The following is an 18,078-nucleotide window of genomic DNA, read 5'->3' on the forward strand; positions in this document are numbered from 1 at the left end:
GGTCCAAGGCCAGTTTGGTCAGCGTCTGAAAGCGTGCCTGCGCAAGCCCGGAAACAGTCTTCCTGCGGCAGCCAAGACAGCGCTTTTCATGCATTGACCAAACTCGCTTTCATTCCATTGTAAAAGGTGACTTCAATGTCGTATGTTGTTTTGTTCGAGCAGCTCCGCATGACGGACGTGGACTCGGTAGGAGGCAAGAACGCATCACTTGGCGAAATGATCAGCCAGCTGTCCGGCGCGGGAGTCCGCGTGCCGGGCGGCTTCGCCACGACCGCAGATGCCTTCCGCGATTTCCTGAAGGCCTCGGGCCTGGACAAGCGGATCGCTGAACGCCTCACCACGCTGAACCCCGAAGACGTGCGCGAACTGGCTGCCGCCGGCTCGCAGATCCGCCAATGGATCGTCGAAGCGCCGTTCTCGCCGGAATTCGAAAAGCAGATCCGCGACGCCTTCGCCAAGCTCGATGCCGACGGCAAGGGCTCGTTCGCCGTGCGCTCGTCCGCCACCGCCGAAGACCTGCCCGACGCCTCGTTTGCCGGCCAGCAGGAAACCTTCCTGAACGTCGTGGGCATCGACGACGTGCTGGACAAGATCCGCCACGTGTTCGCGTCGCTGTACAACGACCGCGCCATCTCCTATCGCGTGCACAAGGGCTACGCCCACGCCGACGTCGCCTTGTCGGCCGGCATCCAGCGCATGGTGCGTTCCGACAAGGGCAGCGCCGGCGTCATGTTCACCATCGACACCGAATCGGGCTTCCAGGACGTGGTCTTCATCACCTCGTCCTACGGCCTGGGCGAAACCGTCGTGCAGGGCGCCGTCAACCCCGACGAGTTCTACGTCTTCAAGCCCACGCTGGCCCAAGGCCACTATCCCATCGTCGGCCGCCGCATCGGCTCCAAGCTGATCAAGATGGAATTTGATCCCGAGCGTCCCGAAGGCCGTGCCGTGCGCACGGTGGACGTGCCGGTGTCCGAGCGCAACCGCTACTCGCTGACCGACGACGAAGTCAACGAACTGGCCCGCTACGCCGTCATCATCGAAAAGCACTACGGCCGCCCGATGGACATCGAGTGGGGCCGCGACGGCGTCGACGGCAAGATCTACATCCTGCAGGCGCGTCCCGAGACGGTGAAGTCGCAGCAGGGCGCCAACGACGTGCAGCAGCGCTATCGCCTGAAGGCCACCGGCCAGGTCCTGATCACCGGCCGCGCGATCGGCCAGAAGATCGGTTCGGGTCCCGTGCGCGTGGTGGGCGACATCTCCGACATGGACAAGGTCCAGCCGGGCGACGTGCTGGTCACCGACATGACGGACCCCAACTGGGAGCCCGTGATGAAGCGCGCGTCGGCCATCGTGACGAACCGCGGCGGCCGCACCTGCCACGCCGCGATCATCGCGCGCGAACTGGGCATTCCGGCTGTCGTGGGTTGCGGCAACGCGACCGACCTGCTGAAGGAAGGCCAGGCTGTCACCGTGTCGTGCGCCGAGGGCGACGAAGGCCGCATCTATGACGGCCTGATCGAAACCGAAGTCGAGGAAGTGCGCCGCGGCGAAATGCCCGCCATCGATCTGAAGATCATGATGAACGTGGGCAACCCGCAACTGGCGTTCGACTTTGCCCAGATCCCCAACGGCGGCGTCGGCCTGGCGCGCCTGGAATTCATCATCAACAACAACATCGGCATCCACCCGAAGGCGGTCCTGGACTACCCGAACGTGGACGGCGAGCTGAAGAAGGCCGTGGAATCGGCCGCCCGCGGCCACGCCAGCCCGCGCGCCTTCTTCGTCGAGAAGATGGCCGAAGGCGTCGCCACCATCGCGGCCGCGTTCTATCCGAAGCCGGTCATCGTGCGCATGTCGGACTTCAAGTCCAACGAATACCGCAAGCTGGTCGGCGGTTCGCGCTACGAGCCCGAGGAAGAGAACCCCATGCTGGGCTTCCGCGGCGCGTCGCGCTACATCGCCGAGGACTTCGCCGAGTGCTTCCGCATGGAATGCGAAGCCCTCAAGAAGGTGCGCGATGAAATGGGCCTGACCAACGTCGAGATCATGGTGCCGTTCGTGCGCACCCTGGGCCAGGCCGAAAAGGTCGTGAACCTGCTCGCCAAGCACGGCCTGGCGCGCGGCGAAAACGGCCTGAAGCTGATCATGATGTGCGAAGTCCCGTCCAACGCCATCCTGGCCGACGAGTTCCTGCAGTACTTCGACGGCTTCTCGATCGGTTCCAACGACATGACCCAGCTCACCCTGGGCCTGGACCGCGATTCGGGCATGGAGCTGCTGGCCGCCGACTTCGACGAGCGCGACGAGGCCGTCAAGTTCATGCTGCGCCGTGCCATCAAGGCCTGCCTGGCCGCCAAGAAGTACGTGGGGATCTGCGGCCAGGGCCCCAGCGACCACCCGGACTTTGCGCAATGGCTGAAGGATGAAGGCATCCTGTCGATGTCGCTGAATCCGGATACCGTTGTCGACACCTGGCAGCGCCTGGCCAAGAACTGATCGGCCGCCTGAAATAGAAAGCCCCGCATCCTACTGGGATGCGGGGCTTTTTTTCGGCTGTGCGGGGCGGCGGGATGCCGCGGCGGCCCGGCCTGATCCGCACGCGTGTCAGGCGGCGAGCGCCTCGCGGGCGATGAGTTCGCGCTTGCGGTCGATGCCCCATCGATACCCGGCCAGCCCGCCATCGGTGCGGACCACCCGGTGGCAGGGGATCGCCAGGGCGATGTGGTTGGTCGCGCAGGCGCGGGCCACGGCGCGCACGGCGCCGGGCGCGCCGATCCGTTCGGCCACCTGCGCGTAGGTCGCCGTGGCGCCCAGCGGGATCTCGCGCAGCGCCTCCCAGACCTTGCGCTGGAACGCCGTGCCGCGCACGTCAAGCGGCAGGTCCAGTCCGCGCGAGGGGTCTTCGACGAAGCCCACCACGTCGGCGACCCAGCACTCGAAACGGGGATCGGCGCCGATGAGGCGGGCGGCCTTGAAGCGGTCCTGCAGGTTTCTCACCAGCCGGTCCGGGTCCTCGTCCAGCGCGATCTCGCAGATGCCGGTGGTGCTGGCCGCGACCAGCAGGGCGCCGAGCGAACACTGCGCAACCGCGAACCGAATGTCCACGCCTTCGCCATTTTTGCGAAAGGCGGTGGGCGTCATGCCCAGGATGGCGGGGGCGGCCTCATAGAAGCGCCCGCTGGAATTGAAGCCGGCGTCATACATGGCGTCGGTGACGCTGGCGCTGTCTTCCAGGCGCTGGCGCGCGCGGCTGGCGCGCAGGGCGTTCGCGTAGGCCTTGGGCGTGATGCCGGTGGCGGCCTTGAAGACACGGTGGAAATGAAAGCGGCTCATGCCGGCCTGTTCGGCCAGCGTCGACAGATCGGGCGGCTGCTCGGCTTCCAGGGCGCGGCAGGCGCGTTCCACGGCGGCAGCGTGCTGTTTGTTCAAGGGGGCGGCGGCGGGGCTCATCGGGGACTCCTGGCATTGCGCGTGATTGGGTACGCTTGGCGCTATCGTCTCAAGGGTGGCCGGCCGCCGCACTCCGCTTGTTGCGACCGTCCCGGCGGCGCTGCCCGCGATGTTCCCCGGGGGCGTCCTGTGCGGGAGGTCGGGGCGTCAGGCGCCGGGCGCGTAGGTCTCCAGGAAGCGGCGCAGCAGGTCGCCGGCCACGGGCGTGGCGCGCACGTTGGCGGTCAGCCCGGGCACGTCGAGGTTCTCGGCGGCGTAGCGGCGGCCATAGCGTTCGAGGTGCGCCCGGATGAAATCCGGTCCGAACTCGGGATGGAACTGGGTCGAGAAGACGTTGCGGCCGATGCGGATCATCTGGTGCTCGTCCAGGTCGGACCGCGCCAGCACGGCCGCGCCTTGCGGCGGCTGCAGCACGGTCTGGGCATGCAGCATCTGGGCGGGGAAGGTGGAAGGGACGCCGGCCATGAGCGGATCGCCCGCCGCGGTGGGCATCAGTTCGACCGTCTGGGTGCCGACTTCGCGCCCGGCCGGGTTGTAGCCGACCTTGCCGCCCAGCGCGTGCGCCAGCAACTGGTGGCCGTAGCAGACCCCGAACATGGGCAGGTCCGCGGCCACCGCCTCGCGCAGCCACGCGGCCGTGTCTTCGCTCCAGGGCTCCTTGTCGGAAACCATGGCCGGCGATCCGGTGATCAGTGCGGCGCGGTAGCAGGCGGGCGCCTGCGGGCGCTGGCCCGCGTAGACGGCGACGATATCGACGGCGCTGGCCTCCAGGCCGGCGGCCCGCATGATTTGTTCGGCATAGCCGCCGAACTGGCTTTTTAGCGTGTCGTCCGGATCGCCGGTGTGCAGGATCAGGACGGGAAGAGCAGAAGGCGTTGCGGCGGTCATAAAAGCTTGTTCGTGGATGAGGGCGGCGCGCCGGGTCCCGGGACCTGGCGCGCCAGCGCACATCATAATCCAGCGCAATTGTTTCCGAGGGCGCGCGGCTTCCTCCCGCTCCGTCCCGGAAATACGTACAATCCGCTCAGATAATCATCCTTACAGGCGATCTTGAGACTATGTGGATCTGGCTGGGATTGGCCGCGCTCGCCCTCATCGGGGAACTGGCGACGGGAACCTTCTACTTGCTGCTGGTCGCGCTGGGGTTGGCGGCCGGCGGCATTGCCGCCTGGCTGAACGCGGGCCTGCAATGGGAGCTGGTGGCCTGCGGCGTGGTGCTGCTGCTGGGGCTGCTGGTGTTGCGCAAAACCCGCGTGCTGAAAAAGCGCGAGGTCGATTCCGCCCGCAATGCCGACGTCAACCTGGATATCGGCCAAACCGTCATGGTCGAGGCCTGGTCCGACAACCGCACCACGCGCATCTGGTACCGGGGCGCGCACTGGCAGGCCGAGCTGGCCGAGGGGCACGCGCCCCAAGGCGGCGAACACATCATCACAGAATTGCGCGGTTCGACCCTGGTGCTCACCCCCAAGAGCGCCGGGTCGGCGTAGCAGACCGGCCCGCGCGCGCCGCGGGCCACCGCTGAACCCTGGCCCGCGCGGCAGGACAGGCCAGCGCATTTACCCGAAAAGAGGCTTTCCATCATGATCGATACTTCCACTATCGTGCTGCTCGTCATCGTCGCGCTGGCGATCCTGATCGTCATCAAGGCGATCGCCATCGTGCCGCAGCAGCATGCCTGGGTGGTCGAGCGCCTGGGCAAGTTCGACCGTGTCCTGTCGCCGGGCGCCGGCTTCGTGATTCCGTTCATCGAGCGCGTGGCCTACAAGCATTCGCTCAAGGAAATCCCGCTGGACGTGCCCAGCCAGGTCTGCATCACGCGCGACAACACGCAACTCCAGGTCGACGGCGTGCTGTACTTCCAGGTCACCGATCCGATGCGCGCGTCGTACGGGTCGTCCAATTACATCTCGGCCATCACCCAGCTTGCCCAGACCACCCTGCGCTCGGTCATCGGCAAGATGGAACTGGACCGCACGTTCGAAGAGCGCGATTCCATCAACAGCAACATCGTTTCGTCGCTGGACGAGGCGGCGCTGAACTGGGGCGTGAAGGTGCTGCGCTATGAAATCAAGGACCTGACGCCGCCCAACGAGATCCTGCGGTCGATGCAGGCGCAGATCACCGCCGAACGCGAGAAGCGCGCGCTGATCGCCGCGTCCGAAGGGCGCCGCCAGGAACAGATCAATATCGCCACCGGCGAGCGCGAGGCCGCCATCGCGCGTTCCGAGGGCGAGAAGCAGGCGCAGATCAACCAGGCGCAGGGCGAGGCCGCGGCGGTGCTGGCGATTGCCGAAGCCACCGCCAAGGCCATCACGCAGGTGGCCGACGCGGTCCGCCAGCCGGGCGGCATGGAGGCCGTCAACCTGAAGGTCGCCGAGCGTTACGTCGAGGCCTTCGGCAACGTGGCCAAGGAAGGCAATACGCTGATCCTGCCCGCCAATCTGTCCGACGTGGGCGGCATGATCGCCTCCGCCATGACCATCGTGAAGTCCACGCGCAACAGCTGATACTGCGCCCCGCGGCGCCCGCCCCATGATCGCTCCCGTTAATTTGCTTCTGATAGCAGCGCTGGCGGGGGTACTTTCCCTTTGCGTCCTGGGGTCCTTGGCGCGCAGCGGCATGGCGGGCATCCGCGAGACCATACGCGCCAACCTGCTGACGCTGGTGGCGTTTTCCGGCTTTGCGCTGCAGAACACCCAGGCCCCGCTGTGGGCGTCGATCCTGGTGCCCAACGCGGCCATCGCGCTGGCGCTGTGTGCGTACTACGCGGGCGTGCGCCGGCTGCTGGGGCTGGCCGTGCCGCGGCACCTCATGACGTTGGGCTGCCTTGCGGCGCTGTCGGTGGTGGCGGTCTACACCTATGTGGATTGGCAGGTCGGTCCGCGCATCGTGGCCATGTCGCTGCTGCAGATGGGGTTCATGCTGGCCGTCGCCGTCGTCATCCAGCGCAACATGCCCACGCACCGGTCGCGCTACAGCTACCGGTTCGTGTGGGTGGTGACGCTGATCTCCGCCGTGGTCTGCGCGTTGCGCGCGCTGGTGTACCTGAGCGGGCTCGACTCGGTTTCAGCGTTCCTGGAGCCCACCGTGTGGGGCGTGGCCTTCCTGACGCTGGGTGTGCTCATCATGCCTTGCCTGACGCTGGGCACCATCATGATCATCCATGACCGCATGCTGGCGGACCGGGAACAGGAGGCCAACACCGATTTCCTGACCGGCCTGATGTCGCGCAAGGCATGGTGGCTGCAGGCCGAGCGCTATTGCGCGCAGGCGCTGCGCATGCGCCGTCCGCTGACCCTGCTGCTGCTGGACATCGACCATTTCAAGCGCATCAACGATACGCATGGCCATGCGGCTGGCGACGCGGTGCTGCGCCATTTCGGGCTGCTGGCGACCGCCACGCTGCGCACGGGCGATCATGTGGGCAGGGTGGGCGGCGAGGAGTTCGCCGTGCTGTTTGCCGACATGCGCAGCGATGCGGTGCTGGAAGTGGCGGAGCGCCTGCTGGATTCGGTGCGGCGCACACCCTGCGCCCATGGTGGCAGCACGATTTCGTACACCTTCAGCGCCGGGGTCGAGGACTGGATACCCGGCGAGAATCTGCAGGTGCTTTTCGAGCGCGCCGACCGCAAGCTCTACGCCGCCAAGTCGGCGGGGCGCAACCGCGTCGTTGGGGCCGGGCAGGAGGCCGAGCGGCCGCTGCTGCCGGCGGCGGCCTGAATCAGTCGTCCTTGCTCCGGCGCGGCGCGCGGGTGTCGTGCTTCATGATGCGTTCCTTTTCGCGCGCCCAGTCCTTCTCGCGCGCCGTGTCGCGCTTGTCGAACAGCTTCTTGCCGCGGCCCAGTGCGAAGTCGAGCTTGATGCGCCCGTTCTTGTAATGCAGGTTCAGCGGCACCAGCGTGTAGCCGCGCTGCTCGACCTTGCCGATGAGCTTGCTGATTTCCTCGGCCTTGAGCAGCAGCTTGCGGGTGCGCATGGCATCGGGATGGATGTGCGTGGACGCCGTGGGAAGCGGGCTGACGTGCATGCCAAGCAGGTACAGCTCGCCATCGCGCACGATGACGTAGCTTTCCTTGAGCTGCACGCGGCCGTCGCGGATCGCCTTCACTTCCCAGCCTTGCAGGACGAGGCCGGCCTCGTAGCGGTCTTCGATGAAATAGTCGTGCGTGGCCTTGCGATTGTCGATAATGCTCATAAAGCCTTCTTGCAGGGGTCGTTCTGGGGCGGCGTTAGGCCCACAACGCACTGTGCCGGTAAAATCTTGCCATTCTAGCCATTTGCGATAGTCGATGCACAAAGTACAACGATCCGTCCTGGTGCCTTACAGCGCCGCCCAGATGTTCGACCTGGTTGCCGACGTGGAGAAGTACCCCGAGTTCATGCCGTGGTGTGGCGGCGCCGAGGTGCAGACCCGCGACGAACACGGCATGCAGGCCTCCATCCTGATTTCCTTCGCAGGGATGAAGCAGCGCTTCACCACCCGCAATACCCACGTCTATCCCGAGCGGATCGACCTGGAGCTGGTGGATGGTCCCTTCTCCAGCCTGGTCGGCCATTGGGTGTTCCAGCCGCTGGCCGAAGACGCCTGCAAGGTCCTCTTCACCATGGAGTACGCGTTCTCGAACCGTCCGCTCGAGATGGTGGTGGGCCCGGTCTTCAACCGCATCGCCACCAGCTTCATCGATTCGTTCACCAAGCGCGCGCAGGCCAAGTATGGGGAATGAGCCGTCCGCGGCGGGGCAGATCGGCGTCATCGTCTGCTACGCCTTGCCCGGCCACGCGTGGCAGCGCGACGTGCGCCTGCCCGAGGGCGCGACCGTCCAGGACGCGCTGGCGGCCAGCGGGTTTGCGCAGGCGTTTCCGGTCGTCAAGCCGTGGGAACGGGGCGTGGGCATCTTCGGCCGCGCCACCGAACCGGCGGCGCGTCTGGCCGATGGCGATCGCGTGGAAATCTACCGCGGGCTGACCTTCGACCCCAAGGAGTCCCGCCGCCGCCGCGCCGAGCACCGCCGGGCCAAGACGGCCAAGAACGGGCGGGTCCGGCCGGCCGGGCTGTTGTAGGCGTCGCATCCTGATCGCCCATCGCCCCGGCCCCTCAGATAGCCCCTTCACATTGTCATAAATACGACAAAGCGCCCAAGCGCTTCGGGCGTAACATAAAGCCAGTTTCCCGCTTACGTTTACGTCAACGTCATGTCAAAATCGACCGGCTGGCGTTCACGAGACGGCAGCAACGCCACCCGACAATACTGACTACAACAGGAGACAGGCCGTGGACTTGGAACTGACCGACGAGCAGCGCGCGTTCGCGCAGGCCGCGCGTGATTACGCCGAGGGCGAACTGGCCCCCCACGCCGCGCGCTGGGACGCCGAGGGCATTTTTCCGCGCGAGGCCTTCGCCCGGGCGGGCGAGATGGGCTTTTGCGCCATCTACGCCAGCGAGGACATCGGCGGCCTGGGCCTGCCGCGTCTGGACGCCACGCTGGTGTTCGAGGAAATGGCAGCGGTGGATCCGTCCACCACGGCGTTCCTGACCATCCACAACATGGCGACGTGGATGGTCGGCAAGTGGGGCCAGCCGGCGCTGCGCGAAGCCTGGGGACCCTTGCTGGCCAGCGGCGAAAAGCTGGCTTCCTACTGCCTGACCGAACCCGGCGCGGGCTCCGACGCGGCATCGTTGTCCACGCGCGCGCAACGCGACGGCGACGATTACGTCATCAATGGCGCGAAGGCCTTCATTTCTGGCGGCGGCGACACCGACCTGCTGGTCGTGATGGCGCGCACCGGGGGCGAAGGCGCCGGCGGCATCAGCGCGTTCGCCATTCCGGCGGACAGCGAGGGCATCGGCTACGGCCGCAAGGAAGAGAAGATGGGCTGGAACAGCCAGTCCACCCGTCCCATCACCTTCGAGAACGTGCGCGTGCCGGCCGCCAACATGCTGGGGCAGGAGGGCGAGGGGTTCAAGATCGCCATGAAGGGCCTGGACGGCGGCCGCATCAACATCGGCACCTGCTCGGTCGGCGCCGCGCAAGGCGCGCTGGACGCCGCCCGCCGCTACATGGACGAGCGCCGCCAGTTCAATCGCCGGTTGGCGGAGTTCCAGGCCCTGCAATTCAAGCTGGCGGACATGGCCACGCATCTCGTGGCCTCGCGCCAGATGGTGCGGCTGGCCGCCTGCAAGCTGGACGCCGGCGCGCCCGACGCGTCCACGTATTGCGCGATGGCCAAGCGGTTCGCCACCGACATGGGCTTTCAGATCTGCCTGGACGCGCAACAGATCCATGGCGGCTATGGTTACCTTAAAGACTATCCCTTGGAGCGTCTGGTGCGCGATACTCGCGTTCATCAGATTCTGGAGGGCACCAACGAGATCATGCGCGTGATCATTGCCCGCCAATTGTTGGAAAAAGGAGCCGACATAAGATGAATGCACCGGTGTTGTTCGAAGAAAGATCCGCCGCCAATGGAATGCGTTTCGGCATTGCGACGCTGAACGCGCCGCAGACGCTCAACGGTCTGTCGCTGGAGATGGTCGATCTCCTGGCGGACCGTCTGGACGCATGGGCTCGCGATCCCGGTGTTGCGCTCGTCGTGCTGCAAGGGGCGGGCGACAAGGCGTTCTGCGCGGGCGGCGATCTGCACGGCCTGTACCGCAGCATGACCGAGAACGCGGGCAAGCCGAGCTGGAGCAACACCTACGCGCGCCGCTTCTTCGAGCACGAATACCGGCTGGATTACCGCATCCATACCTATCCCAAGCCCGTGCTGTGCTGGGGCCACGGCATCGTCATGGGCGGCGGCATCGGGCTGATGATGGGCGCCAGCCATCGCGTCGTCAGCGAGACCTCGCGCCTGGCCATGCCCGAGGTGTCGATCGGGCTCTTCCCGGACGTGGGCGGAAGCTGGCTGCTCAATCGCATGCCGGGCCGCAGCGGCGTGTTCCTGGCGCTCACCGGCGCGCAATTGAACACGTCCGATGCGTTCTTCGCCGGCCTGGCTGATTTCCGCCTGAACAGCGCCGACTGGCCGGCGTTGCTGTCCTCGCTGCAAGAGCAGCCGTGGGCCGGACAGGCCAGCGGCGCGGCCGAAGACGCCATCCCGCCGCGGTCCATCAACGACGGGTTGCTGCGCCGCGCGCTGGCTGCGCTGGAGCCGCCCACGCCGCTCGAAGCCGGGCCGCTGCGCCAGCACTCGTTCGTGATCAACAATCTGTGCAACGGCAACCGCCTGGACGACATCTACGAGGAGCTGTCGTACCTGAAAGACCACGAAGACCCGTGGCTGTCGCGCGCGGCCAATACCATGCTCGCGGGCTCGCCGGGATCGGTGCGGCTGGCCTTTGCGCTGCAGCAGCGCACGCGGCTGCGTTCGCTGGACGATGTGTTCCGCGTCGAGTACATCGCCGCGCTGGCCTGCACCGCGCATGGCGATTTTGCCGAGGGCATCCGCGCGCTGCTGGTCGACAAGGACAAGAACCCGCGTTGGAATCCGGCCGTGATCGACATGGCTACCGACGCCTGGGTGCAGAAATTCTTTGAGGAACCCTGGCCCCAGGGCGAGCCGCATCCGCTTGCCGACCTGGGACAGGAAGGGCGCTGATCCCTCGGCCGGTCCCTCGGCCGGCCCCGGCGCCACGCAGATCACGATGAATCCATACCTACAGCAATAGCAACAGGAGACAAGACATCATGAGCAGCATCGCGTTTATCGGTTTGGGCAACATGGGCGCGCCCATGGCATTGAATCTGGTCAAGGCCGGCCACAGCCTGAAGGTCTTCGACCTGATGCCGGCGGCCATCAAGCTGCTGACCGACGCCGGCGCCACCGCGGCGGCCTCGGCGTCCGAGGCGGTCGAGGGGGCCGAGGTCGTGATCTCGATGCTGCCGGCCAGCAAGCACGTCGAGGGCCTGTACCTGGACCAGGATCTGCTGGGCAAGATCGCGTCCAGCGCGCTGGTGATCGAATGCAGCACCATCGCGCCGGATTCGGCGCGCAAGGTGGCCCAGGCCGCAGAGGTGCGCGGCATCGCCATGATCGACGCCCCGGTCTCGGGCGGCACGGGCGGCGCGGCCGCGGGTACGCTGACCTTCATCGTGGGGGGCGCCGCCGCGTCGTTGGAGCGCGCCCGTCCGGTGCTGGAGAAGATGGGCAAGAACATTTTCCATGCAGGTCCTGCGGGCGCCGGGCAGGTGGCCAAGATCTGCAACAACATGCTGCTCGGCATCCTGATGGCCGGCACGTCCGAGGCGCTGGCGCTGGGCGTGGCCAACGGACTGGATCCCAAGGTGCTGTCGGACATCATCGCCAAGAGCTCCGGCCGCAACTGGGCGACCGAGCTCTACAACCCCTGGCCGGGTGTCATGGAACACGCGCCGGCCTCCAAGGGCTACGCGGGCGGTTTCGGCGTGGACCTGATGCTCAAGGACCTGGGCCTGGCCGCCGAGGCCGCGCTGTCGGCGCGCGCGTCGATTCCGCTGGGTGAACTGGCGCGCAACCTGTATTCGCTGCACAGCGCGGGCGGTTCGGGCAAGCTGGATTTCTCCAGCATCGTCAACCTGGTCAAGCGCGAGCAGGACTGACGTGGCCGACCTGCAGACATCCGTGGATCCGGCCGCGCGGGTCCAGGCCAGTTTCGACCAGCAAAGCATCATGGCGCTGCTGGGCGCCCGGCTGGGCGCGGTGGAGCCGGGCAGGGTGGACATCGTCCTGCCTTACCGGGCCGACCTCTGCCAGCAGAACGGCTTTTTGCACGCGGGCATTTCCACCACCATTGCCGACAGCGCCGGCGGCTATGCCGCGTTCACGCTGTTCGGGCCGGGCGAGGACGTGCTGACCTCGGAGTTCAAGATGAACTTCCTGGCCCCCGCCAAGGGCGACCGGTTCCTTGCCACGGGGCGCGTGGTCAAGCCCGGCAAGCGTCTTTCGGTCTGCCAGGTGGAGATGCATGCCTACGACGGTGAACAAGCCACGCTGTGCGTGATAGGCTTGCTCACCGCGGTGCGCGTGACGCCGCGATGAACTTCGCGCGCGGCGCGTCCGGGTCCTGTGCCCGGCGCGCCGTGCGCCTGTCGCGCGTCGCATGGGTTTTCCGGCAATGCCAGCAAAAGAACATCATCGGATTTTTCGCAGCAACTGGCTGCGCGCCGCGGTCCTGGGCGCGAACGACGGCATCGTCTCGACGGCCAGCCTCATCACCGGCGTCGCGGCGGCCCAGGCTACGCACGGGGCCATTCTCACCTCGGGACTGGCCGGCCTGGTGGCCGGCGCGCTGTCGATGGCGGCAGGCGAATATGTCTCGGTGCGCAGCCAGGCCGATACCGAAGCCGCCGACCTGCGGCTTGAGCAGCGCTCGCTGCGCCGCAATTCCGGCGAAGAACTGGCCGAACTGGTCGATATCTATGTGGCGCGGGGACTGACGCGCGAACTGGCCGAGCAGGTGGCGCGCCAGCTCACCAGCCATGACGCGCTGGACGCGCACGCCCGCGACGAGCTGGGCATTTCCCTGCACAACCGCGCGCGGCCGGTTCAAGCGGCACTGGCCTCCGCGGCGTCGTTCGCGGCGGGCGCCGCCGTGCCGCTGGCCGTGGCGGTTGTCTCGCCTGGACCGCATCTCATCGGCTGGGTCATCGGCGCGTCCGTCTGTTGCCTGGCTTCGCTGGGCGCCATGGCCGCGAAGGCCGGGGGCGCGCCCATCGCGCCGGCCGCGCTGCGCGTCACTGTGCTGGGCGCCGCGGCGATGGCCGTGACGGCGGGCGTGGGGGCGCTGTTCGGGGTGGCGGTCTGAAACATCACGGCCTGCGCGCGCGGGGATTTTCCGGCGTGCAGGCCTGGCCGGCTCACGGGTTGATCGAGTACGGCAGCGGCGCCGTGGCGATGCGCGGGCCGTCCACGCTGGCCAGGCGCAGGTCGCCGTCGGGCAGCGCGGCCAGGGTGGTTTCGAACAGCACCGACACCACGCCCTGGTTGCTCGCGGCCTGGACGACGCGGCCGATGGCCTCGCCGGGCTGCGCCGCGTCGAACACATCCACGCCCGTCAGCGCCGGTCCCTGCAGGGTGGTGTCGGCGACGGTGCCGAAGGCCATGCGCCGCTTGACCGTGCCGCGGTAGTGGCTGCGCGCGACGACTTCCTGCCCCGGATAACAGCCCTTGGTGAAGCTGACGCCCTGGATCAGGTCCAGGTTGACCGTTTGCGGGATGAAGACATCCTGCGTCGCGGCCGCGATCCAGGGTATGCCGGCCGCCAGTTCGGCCGCCTGCCAGGACGCGGCCGACGCCAGCCCCAGCGCCGGGACCAGCGCGGCGGACTGTTCCAGTTGCGCGTCGGAGGCGATCCACCACCAGCGCAGGCGGTCGTCGGCCGACGGCGCGACGATCCAGGTGCCGGACGGCAGATCCGCGCGCTGCCAGGTGGCGCGGGGCAGGGCGCCCGCGACGGCTTCCAGCGCGGCAGCCTGTTCCGGCGTGGCCTGCACGCCAGCCACCTGCAGCGGCGCGGGCGCCAGCTTGACCTTGGCGCGCAGCACGAACATGGACAGGCGCTTAAGCAGGGCCTGGGACAGGTCCTGGCGGACCATGCCGTAGAACTGCGGGGCGTCGTCCGCGGCGTCCGTGCCGCGCCACATCACCATCGTGGCAAGCAGGCGGCCCTTGGCGGTGCAGTAGCCGGCCAGGCGGGCGGCGTCGGAAGGCAGTCCCGTGACGTCCTGCGTGAATTGGCCATGCAGGAAGGAAAGGGCATCGGCGCCAGCGGCGCTGAAGACCGTCAGGTCCGGCAGCGGCGCGCATTGCGCGCAACCTTCGGCGCGGACAGGAATCGAAGAATAAAAGGCGTGCATGTCGGCGGGGGTTATCGCGTCATCAAAGTGCTGATGATAGCCGCGTTCTCCGGCTGACCCGGCCATGCCCCCGACGCGTAAAGGGGCGGGTCGCGCGATCCGGCCCCCGTTGTGGCCCGGCTTGGCCCCGCGATCCATTAAACTTCCGACACTTATGAAGATGCGACTCCGAAATTTCGTCCTGTGGTTCCTGCTTCTCGTCGTCCTGGCCGTGGGCGGCGCGGTGGGCGCCGCCTATACCTGGATGCACCGTCCGCTCACGCTGGCGTCCGACAAGATCGACTTCGTGGTGGACCCGGGCAGCAGTCCGCGCACCGTCGCGCGCGCGCTCAATGCGGCCGGCGTGCCGGTGTGGGAGCCCGGCTTCGTGTGGATGGCCCGGCTGTCCGAACGCGACAAGCTGATCAAGGCGGGCGGCTACCAGGCCATCAATGGCGACACGCCCTGGCTGCTGCTCGAGCGCCTGGCGCGCGGCGACATGACCCAGCGTCAGATCACGTTCCTGGAAGGCTGGACCTACCGCCAGATCCGCCAGGCGCTGCGCGAGAATCCCGACGTCAAGCAGACGCTGGACGGGGTCAGCGATGAAGAACTGCTGGCGCGCCTGGGGTCGGACATCAAGCATCCGGAAGGCCTGTTCTTCCCGGATACCTACGTGTTCACGCCCGGCAGCACCGATTTCGACCTGCTGCGCCGCGCCTACCAGGAAGGCCAGCGCATCCTGAACGACACCTGGGACAAGCGCCAGGACGGCGTGGCCGTGTCCACGCCCTACGAGGCGCTGGTGCTGGCGTCCATCATCGAAAAGGAAACCGGCCACGGTCCGGAGCGCCGCCGCGTGTCGGGCGTGTTCACCAACCGGCTCAAGATCGGCATGCTGCTGCAAACCGATCCCACCGTGATCTACGGCATGGGCGAGGCCTACCAGGGCCGCATCCGCAAACGCGACCTGCAGACCGACACGCCCTGGAACACGTACACGCGTCCCGGTCTGCCGCCCACGCCCATCGCGGCCCCGGGCAGGGCGGCCTTGCTGGCGGCCGTGCAGCCCGAACAGCACAAATTCCTGTATTTCGTCTCCCGGGGCAACGGCACCAGCGAATTCTCGGCCAACCTGTCCGAGCACAACCGCAACGTCGCCCGCTACATCCTCGGCCAGCGCTCGACGCCCACGCCGGCGTCGACCCCCGCTCCGGCCCCCGCGCCCGCCGGCGCACCGGCCGAGGCGGCAGATCCCGCCCCCGAATCAGCACAAGGACAAGATCAATGACCTCACGCGGACGCTTCATCACGCTGGAGGGCGTGGACGGCGCGGGCAAGAGCACGCACACGGCCTGGATCGCCGATTTCCTGCGCGGACAGGGACTGGAGGTGGTGTCCACCCGCGAGCCCGGCGGCACGCCGCTGGGCGAAAAGCTGCGCACCCTGGTCCTGAACGATCCGATGGGGTTGGACACCGAGACCTTGCTGATGTTTGCCGCCCGTTGCGAGCACGCCCGCCAGGTGATCGAGCCGGCGCTGGCGCGTGGCGCCTGGGTCGTCTGCGACCGTTACACCGATGCCAGCTACGCCTACCAGGGCGGCGGCCGCGGCCTCGGGGCCGAGCGCGTGGCGGTCCTGGAAAACTGGATGCAGGCGGGCCGCCCGGACCGCACCTGGCTCTTTGACGTGCCCCTCGAAGTCGCCCGGGCGCGGCTGGCCGATGCCCGCGAGCCCGACCGCTTCGAGCGCGAGGGCGCGGCGTTCTTCGAGCGCACCCGCGAGGCCTATCATGCCCGCGCAAAGGCCGACCCCGACCGCATTCGCGTGGTGGACTCCACCCGCTCCATCGCCCAGATCCGCACCGACCTCGAAGCCGGCCTGCGCGAGCTGCTGGCCGTCGCGGCATGAGCGCGCCCCAGTTCCTGCCCTGGCAACTGGACACGGCACGCGCGTGGCTGGGCAACCGCGACCGCTTCGCCCATGCATGGCTGGTGCATGGGCTGGCCGGCATCGGCAAGCTGGATTTCGCCGTCGCCGCGGCGGCGAGCCTGCTGTGCGAGGCGCCTGAAAACGGGCTCGCCTGCGGCCACTGCGCGGCATGCGCCTGGTTCGCCAGCGGCAACCATCCCGATCTGCGGCGCATCCGCCCCGAGGCGGTGGCCGTGGAAGAGGGTGCGGACGCGGCTGAACAGCAGGAAGACGCCGAGCCGGCGACGGGCGCCGCCAAGCGCGCGCCCTCCAAGGAAATCCGCATCGACCAGATCCGCTCGCTGGAGTCCTGGTTCAATACCGCGACGCACCGGGGCGGCTGGCGCGTGGCGCTGCTGTATCCGGCCCATGCCTTGAACGTCGTGTCGTCCAACGCCTTGCTCAAGGTGCTGGAGGAGCCGCCGCCCCATACCGTGTTCCTGCTGGTGGCCGATGCGCCGGACCGGCTGCTGCCCACGCTGGTGTCGCGGTGCCGCCGCCTGCCGCTGCCCGCCCCGGACGCCGACACGGCGCTGCAGTGGCTGCGGGACCAGAACGTGGAGCCGGCGCGCGAATGGCTGGCAGCCGCGGGCGGCGCGCCGCTGGCGGCGCTGCGCCTGGCGCAGTCCGGGGAATCCCCCTGTCCGGCCTGGCTGGTCCAACTGGTCAACCCGCTGGCCAAGGGGCAGGCCCCCGATGTGGGCACGCTGGCCGAAGCCCTGGAAAAAGTGGCCGCGCCCGAATGGATCGATGCCCTGCAACGGCTGTACACCGACCTGATGCTGGCCAGCGCCGGCGCCCCGGTGCGCTACTTTCCGTCGCTGGCGGCGGGCGTGGCGCAGGTGGCGTCCCGCATGCATCCCGCGCGCGTGGCGGAGGCGGCGCGCTGGCTGACCCGCCAGCGCGCGCTGGCCACCCACCCCTTGAACGCCAAGCTCTTCGCCCACGCCACCCTGCAGCGCGTGGTGCTATCCTGCCAGGCGTAAGCCCTTGATCCGGCGGCGCTTTGCCCGGCATCGGGGCGGAGCGCCACGGCTCCCCACACCAGACTCACCATGTACGTCGATTCACACTGTCACCTGAACTTTCCCGAGCTGGCGAACGATCTGCCAGCCATTCTCGACCGCATGACCGCCAACCAGGTCACCCACGCGCTGGTCGTCAGCGTCAACATGCCGGAATGGCCCGGCCTGATGGCGCTGGTGGAACCGCAGCCGCGGCTCTGGGCCTCGGTCGGTGTGCATCCCGACTACGAAGACACGCCGGATCCGACGCCCGAAGAACTGGTGCGCCTGGCCGAACACCCCAAGGTCGTGGCCATCGGCGAGACGGGGCTCGACTACTACCGGCTGTCCGAGCCGCTGGACTGGCAGCGCGAGCGTTTCCGCCGCCACATCCGCGCCGCGCGCGATGCCGGCCTGCCGCTGATCGTGCACACGCGGTCGTCCGCCGAGGACACCGTGCGCATGTTGCGCGAAGAGAAAGCGGCCGAGGTGGGCGGCGTGATGCACTGTTTCACCGAAACCTGGGAAATCGCCCAGGCCGCGCTGGAGCAGAACTTCTACATCTCGCTGTCCGGCATCGTGACCTTCAAGAACGCGCAGATCGTGCACGAAGTGGCGGCCAAGGTGCCGCTGGACCGGCTGCTGATCGAAACCGATTCGCCCTACCTCGCGCCCGTGCCGTACCGGGGCAAGCTGAACGATCCGTCCAAGGTGATCCACGTGGCCGAGAAGATCGCGGACCTGCGCGGCATCACGGCGGCCGAGGTGGCGCAGGCGTCCACCGACAATTTCTTCCGGCTGTTCAGCAAGATCCAGAAATAGCCCCACCC

Annotated in this window: 19 protein-coding genes; 15 read left to right on the top strand and 4 right to left on the bottom strand. The window is 67.7% G+C overall.

Annotation, left to right across the window (positions count from 1 at the left end):
• Nucleotides 1–135 precede the first annotated feature (135 nt).
• Nucleotides 136–2,502 (top strand): phosphoenolpyruvate synthase, encoded by a 2,367-nt coding sequence (gene ppsA / locus BMW75_RS25075; protein ID WP_092582311.1) that lies wholly within the window; start codon nt 136–138, stop codon nt 2,500–2,502.
• Between the two features lie 108 nt (nt 2,503–2,610).
• Here the strand turns inward: ppsA and BMW75_RS25080 are convergent, their stop codons facing one another.
• Both BMW75_RS25080 and BMW75_RS25085 read right to left on the bottom strand, forming a co-directional pair.
• Nucleotides 2,611–3,456 (bottom strand): bifunctional transcriptional activator/DNA repair enzyme AdaA, encoded by an 846-nt coding sequence (locus tag BMW75_RS25080; RefSeq protein WP_092582312.1) that lies wholly within the window; start codon nt 3,454–3,456, stop codon nt 2,611–2,613.
• Nucleotides 3,457–3,603: 147 nt separating this feature from the next.
• On the bottom strand, nt 3,604–4,344 hold the full coding sequence (locus BMW75_RS25085) for a glutamine amidotransferase (protein ID WP_092582313.1): 741 nt from the start codon (nt 4,342–4,344) through the stop codon (nt 3,604–3,606).
• A 170-nt stretch (nt 4,345–4,514) separates the two neighbouring features.
• Here BMW75_RS25085 and BMW75_RS25090 point away from each other — a divergent pair, with 170 nt between their 5' ends.
• The 3 genes from BMW75_RS25090 (at nt 4,515) to BMW75_RS25100 (ending at nt 7,179) form a co-directional block, all read left to right on the top strand.
• A complete protein-coding gene (locus tag BMW75_RS25090; protein ID WP_076521281.1) occupies nt 4,515–4,946 on the top strand; it encodes an NfeD family protein in 432 nt (143 codons plus the stop codon).
• 93 nt (nt 4,947–5,039) lie between these two features.
• The gene (locus BMW75_RS25095; protein ID WP_076521280.1) at nt 5,040–5,966 is read left to right on the top strand and encodes an SPFH domain-containing protein; all 927 of its coding nucleotides are present in this window, start codon (nt 5,040–5,042) and stop codon (nt 5,964–5,966) included.
• A 25-nt stretch (nt 5,967–5,991) separates the two neighbouring features.
• Complete coding sequence (locus tag BMW75_RS25100) at nt 5,992–7,179, top strand: GGDEF domain-containing protein (protein ID WP_092582314.1); 1,188 nt, start codon at nt 5,992–5,994, stop codon at nt 7,177–7,179.
• Between the two features lies 1 nt (nt 7,180).
• On the opposite strand, the gene smpB is transcribed toward BMW75_RS25100, so the two are convergent.
• The gene (gene smpB, locus BMW75_RS25105; RefSeq protein ID WP_008167747.1) at nt 7,181–7,654 is read right to left on the bottom strand and encodes an SsrA-binding protein SmpB; all 474 of its coding nucleotides are present in this window, start codon (nt 7,652–7,654) and stop codon (nt 7,181–7,183) included.
• A 94-nt stretch (nt 7,655–7,748) separates the two neighbouring features.
• On the opposite strand from smpB, the gene BMW75_RS25110 reads away from it, so the two are divergent.
• The 7 genes from BMW75_RS25110 to BMW75_RS25140 all read left to right on the top strand — a co-directional run bounded on the left by BMW75_RS25110 (nt 7,749) and on the right by BMW75_RS25140 (nt 13,243).
• The gene (locus BMW75_RS25110; protein WP_056316825.1) at nt 7,749–8,183 is read left to right on the top strand and encodes a type II toxin-antitoxin system RatA family toxin; all 435 of its coding nucleotides are present in this window, start codon (nt 7,749–7,751) and stop codon (nt 8,181–8,183) included.
• A complete protein-coding gene (locus BMW75_RS25115) occupies nt 8,173–8,520 on the top strand; it encodes an RnfH family protein (protein ID WP_092582315.1) in 348 nt (115 codons plus the stop codon). The genes BMW75_RS25110 and BMW75_RS25115 overlap by 11 nt, the downstream gene beginning before the upstream one ends.
• Before the next feature lie 211 nt (nt 8,521–8,731).
• A complete protein-coding gene (locus BMW75_RS25120; RefSeq protein WP_076521275.1) occupies nt 8,732–9,886 on the top strand; it encodes an acyl-CoA dehydrogenase family protein in 1,155 nt (384 codons plus the stop codon).
• On the top strand, nt 9,883–11,058 hold the full coding sequence (locus BMW75_RS25125) for an enoyl-CoA hydratase/isomerase family protein (RefSeq protein WP_092582316.1): 1,176 nt from the start codon (nt 9,883–9,885) through the stop codon (nt 11,056–11,058). Before BMW75_RS25120 ends, BMW75_RS25125 begins: the two co-directional genes overlap by 4 nt.
• 89 nt (nt 11,059–11,147) lie before the next feature.
• Nucleotides 11,148–12,038: a 3-hydroxyisobutyrate dehydrogenase gene (gene mmsB, locus BMW75_RS25130; protein ID WP_092582317.1), complete on the top strand. Its 891-nt coding sequence runs from the start codon at nt 11,148–11,150 to the stop codon at nt 12,036–12,038.
• 1 nt (nt 12,039) lies between these two features.
• Nucleotides 12,040–12,477: a PaaI family thioesterase gene (locus BMW75_RS25135; protein ID WP_092582318.1), complete on the top strand. Its 438-nt coding sequence runs from the start codon at nt 12,040–12,042 to the stop codon at nt 12,475–12,477.
• Nucleotides 12,478–12,553: 76 nt separating this feature from the next.
• The gene (locus BMW75_RS25140; RefSeq protein WP_092582319.1) at nt 12,554–13,243 is read left to right on the top strand and encodes a VIT1/CCC1 transporter family protein; all 690 of its coding nucleotides are present in this window, start codon (nt 12,554–12,556) and stop codon (nt 13,241–13,243) included.
• A gap of 52 nt (nt 13,244–13,295) precedes the next feature.
• Here BMW75_RS25140 and BMW75_RS25145 read toward each other — a convergent pair whose 3' ends face one another.
• Complete coding sequence (locus BMW75_RS25145; RefSeq protein WP_092582320.1) at nt 13,296–14,294, bottom strand: CAF17-like 4Fe-4S cluster assembly/insertion protein YgfZ; 999 nt, start codon at nt 14,292–14,294, stop codon at nt 13,296–13,298.
• A 160-nt stretch (nt 14,295–14,454) separates the two neighbouring features.
• Here BMW75_RS25145 and mltG point away from each other — a divergent pair, with 160 nt between their 5' ends.
• From mltG to BMW75_RS25165, 4 genes are all read left to right on the top strand, one after another.
• Nucleotides 14,455–15,564, top strand: a complete 1,110-nt coding sequence (gene mltG / locus BMW75_RS25150; RefSeq protein ID WP_369825585.1) for an endolytic transglycosylase MltG — start codon at nt 14,455–14,457, stop codon at nt 15,562–15,564.
• Nucleotides 15,561–16,184: a dTMP kinase gene (tmk, locus tag BMW75_RS25155; RefSeq protein ID WP_076521269.1), complete on the top strand. Its 624-nt coding sequence runs from the start codon at nt 15,561–15,563 to the stop codon at nt 16,182–16,184. The genes mltG and tmk overlap by 4 nt, the downstream gene beginning before the upstream one ends.
• On the top strand, nt 16,181–17,230 hold the full coding sequence (gene holB / locus BMW75_RS25160; RefSeq protein WP_092582321.1) for a DNA polymerase III subunit delta': 1,050 nt from the start codon (nt 16,181–16,183) through the stop codon (nt 17,228–17,230). Before tmk ends, holB begins: the two co-directional genes overlap by 4 nt.
• A 69-nt stretch (nt 17,231–17,299) precedes the next feature.
• Nucleotides 17,300–18,070: a TatD family hydrolase gene (locus BMW75_RS25165; RefSeq protein ID WP_092582322.1), complete on the top strand. Its 771-nt coding sequence runs from the start codon at nt 17,300–17,302 to the stop codon at nt 18,068–18,070.
• The last annotated feature ends 8 nt before the right edge of the window (nt 18,071–18,078 follow it).

The organism is Achromobacter sp. NFACC18-2, from assembly GCF_900108985.1.
Taxonomy (GTDB): Bacteria; Pseudomonadota; Gammaproteobacteria; order Burkholderiales; family Burkholderiaceae_B; genus Achromobacter.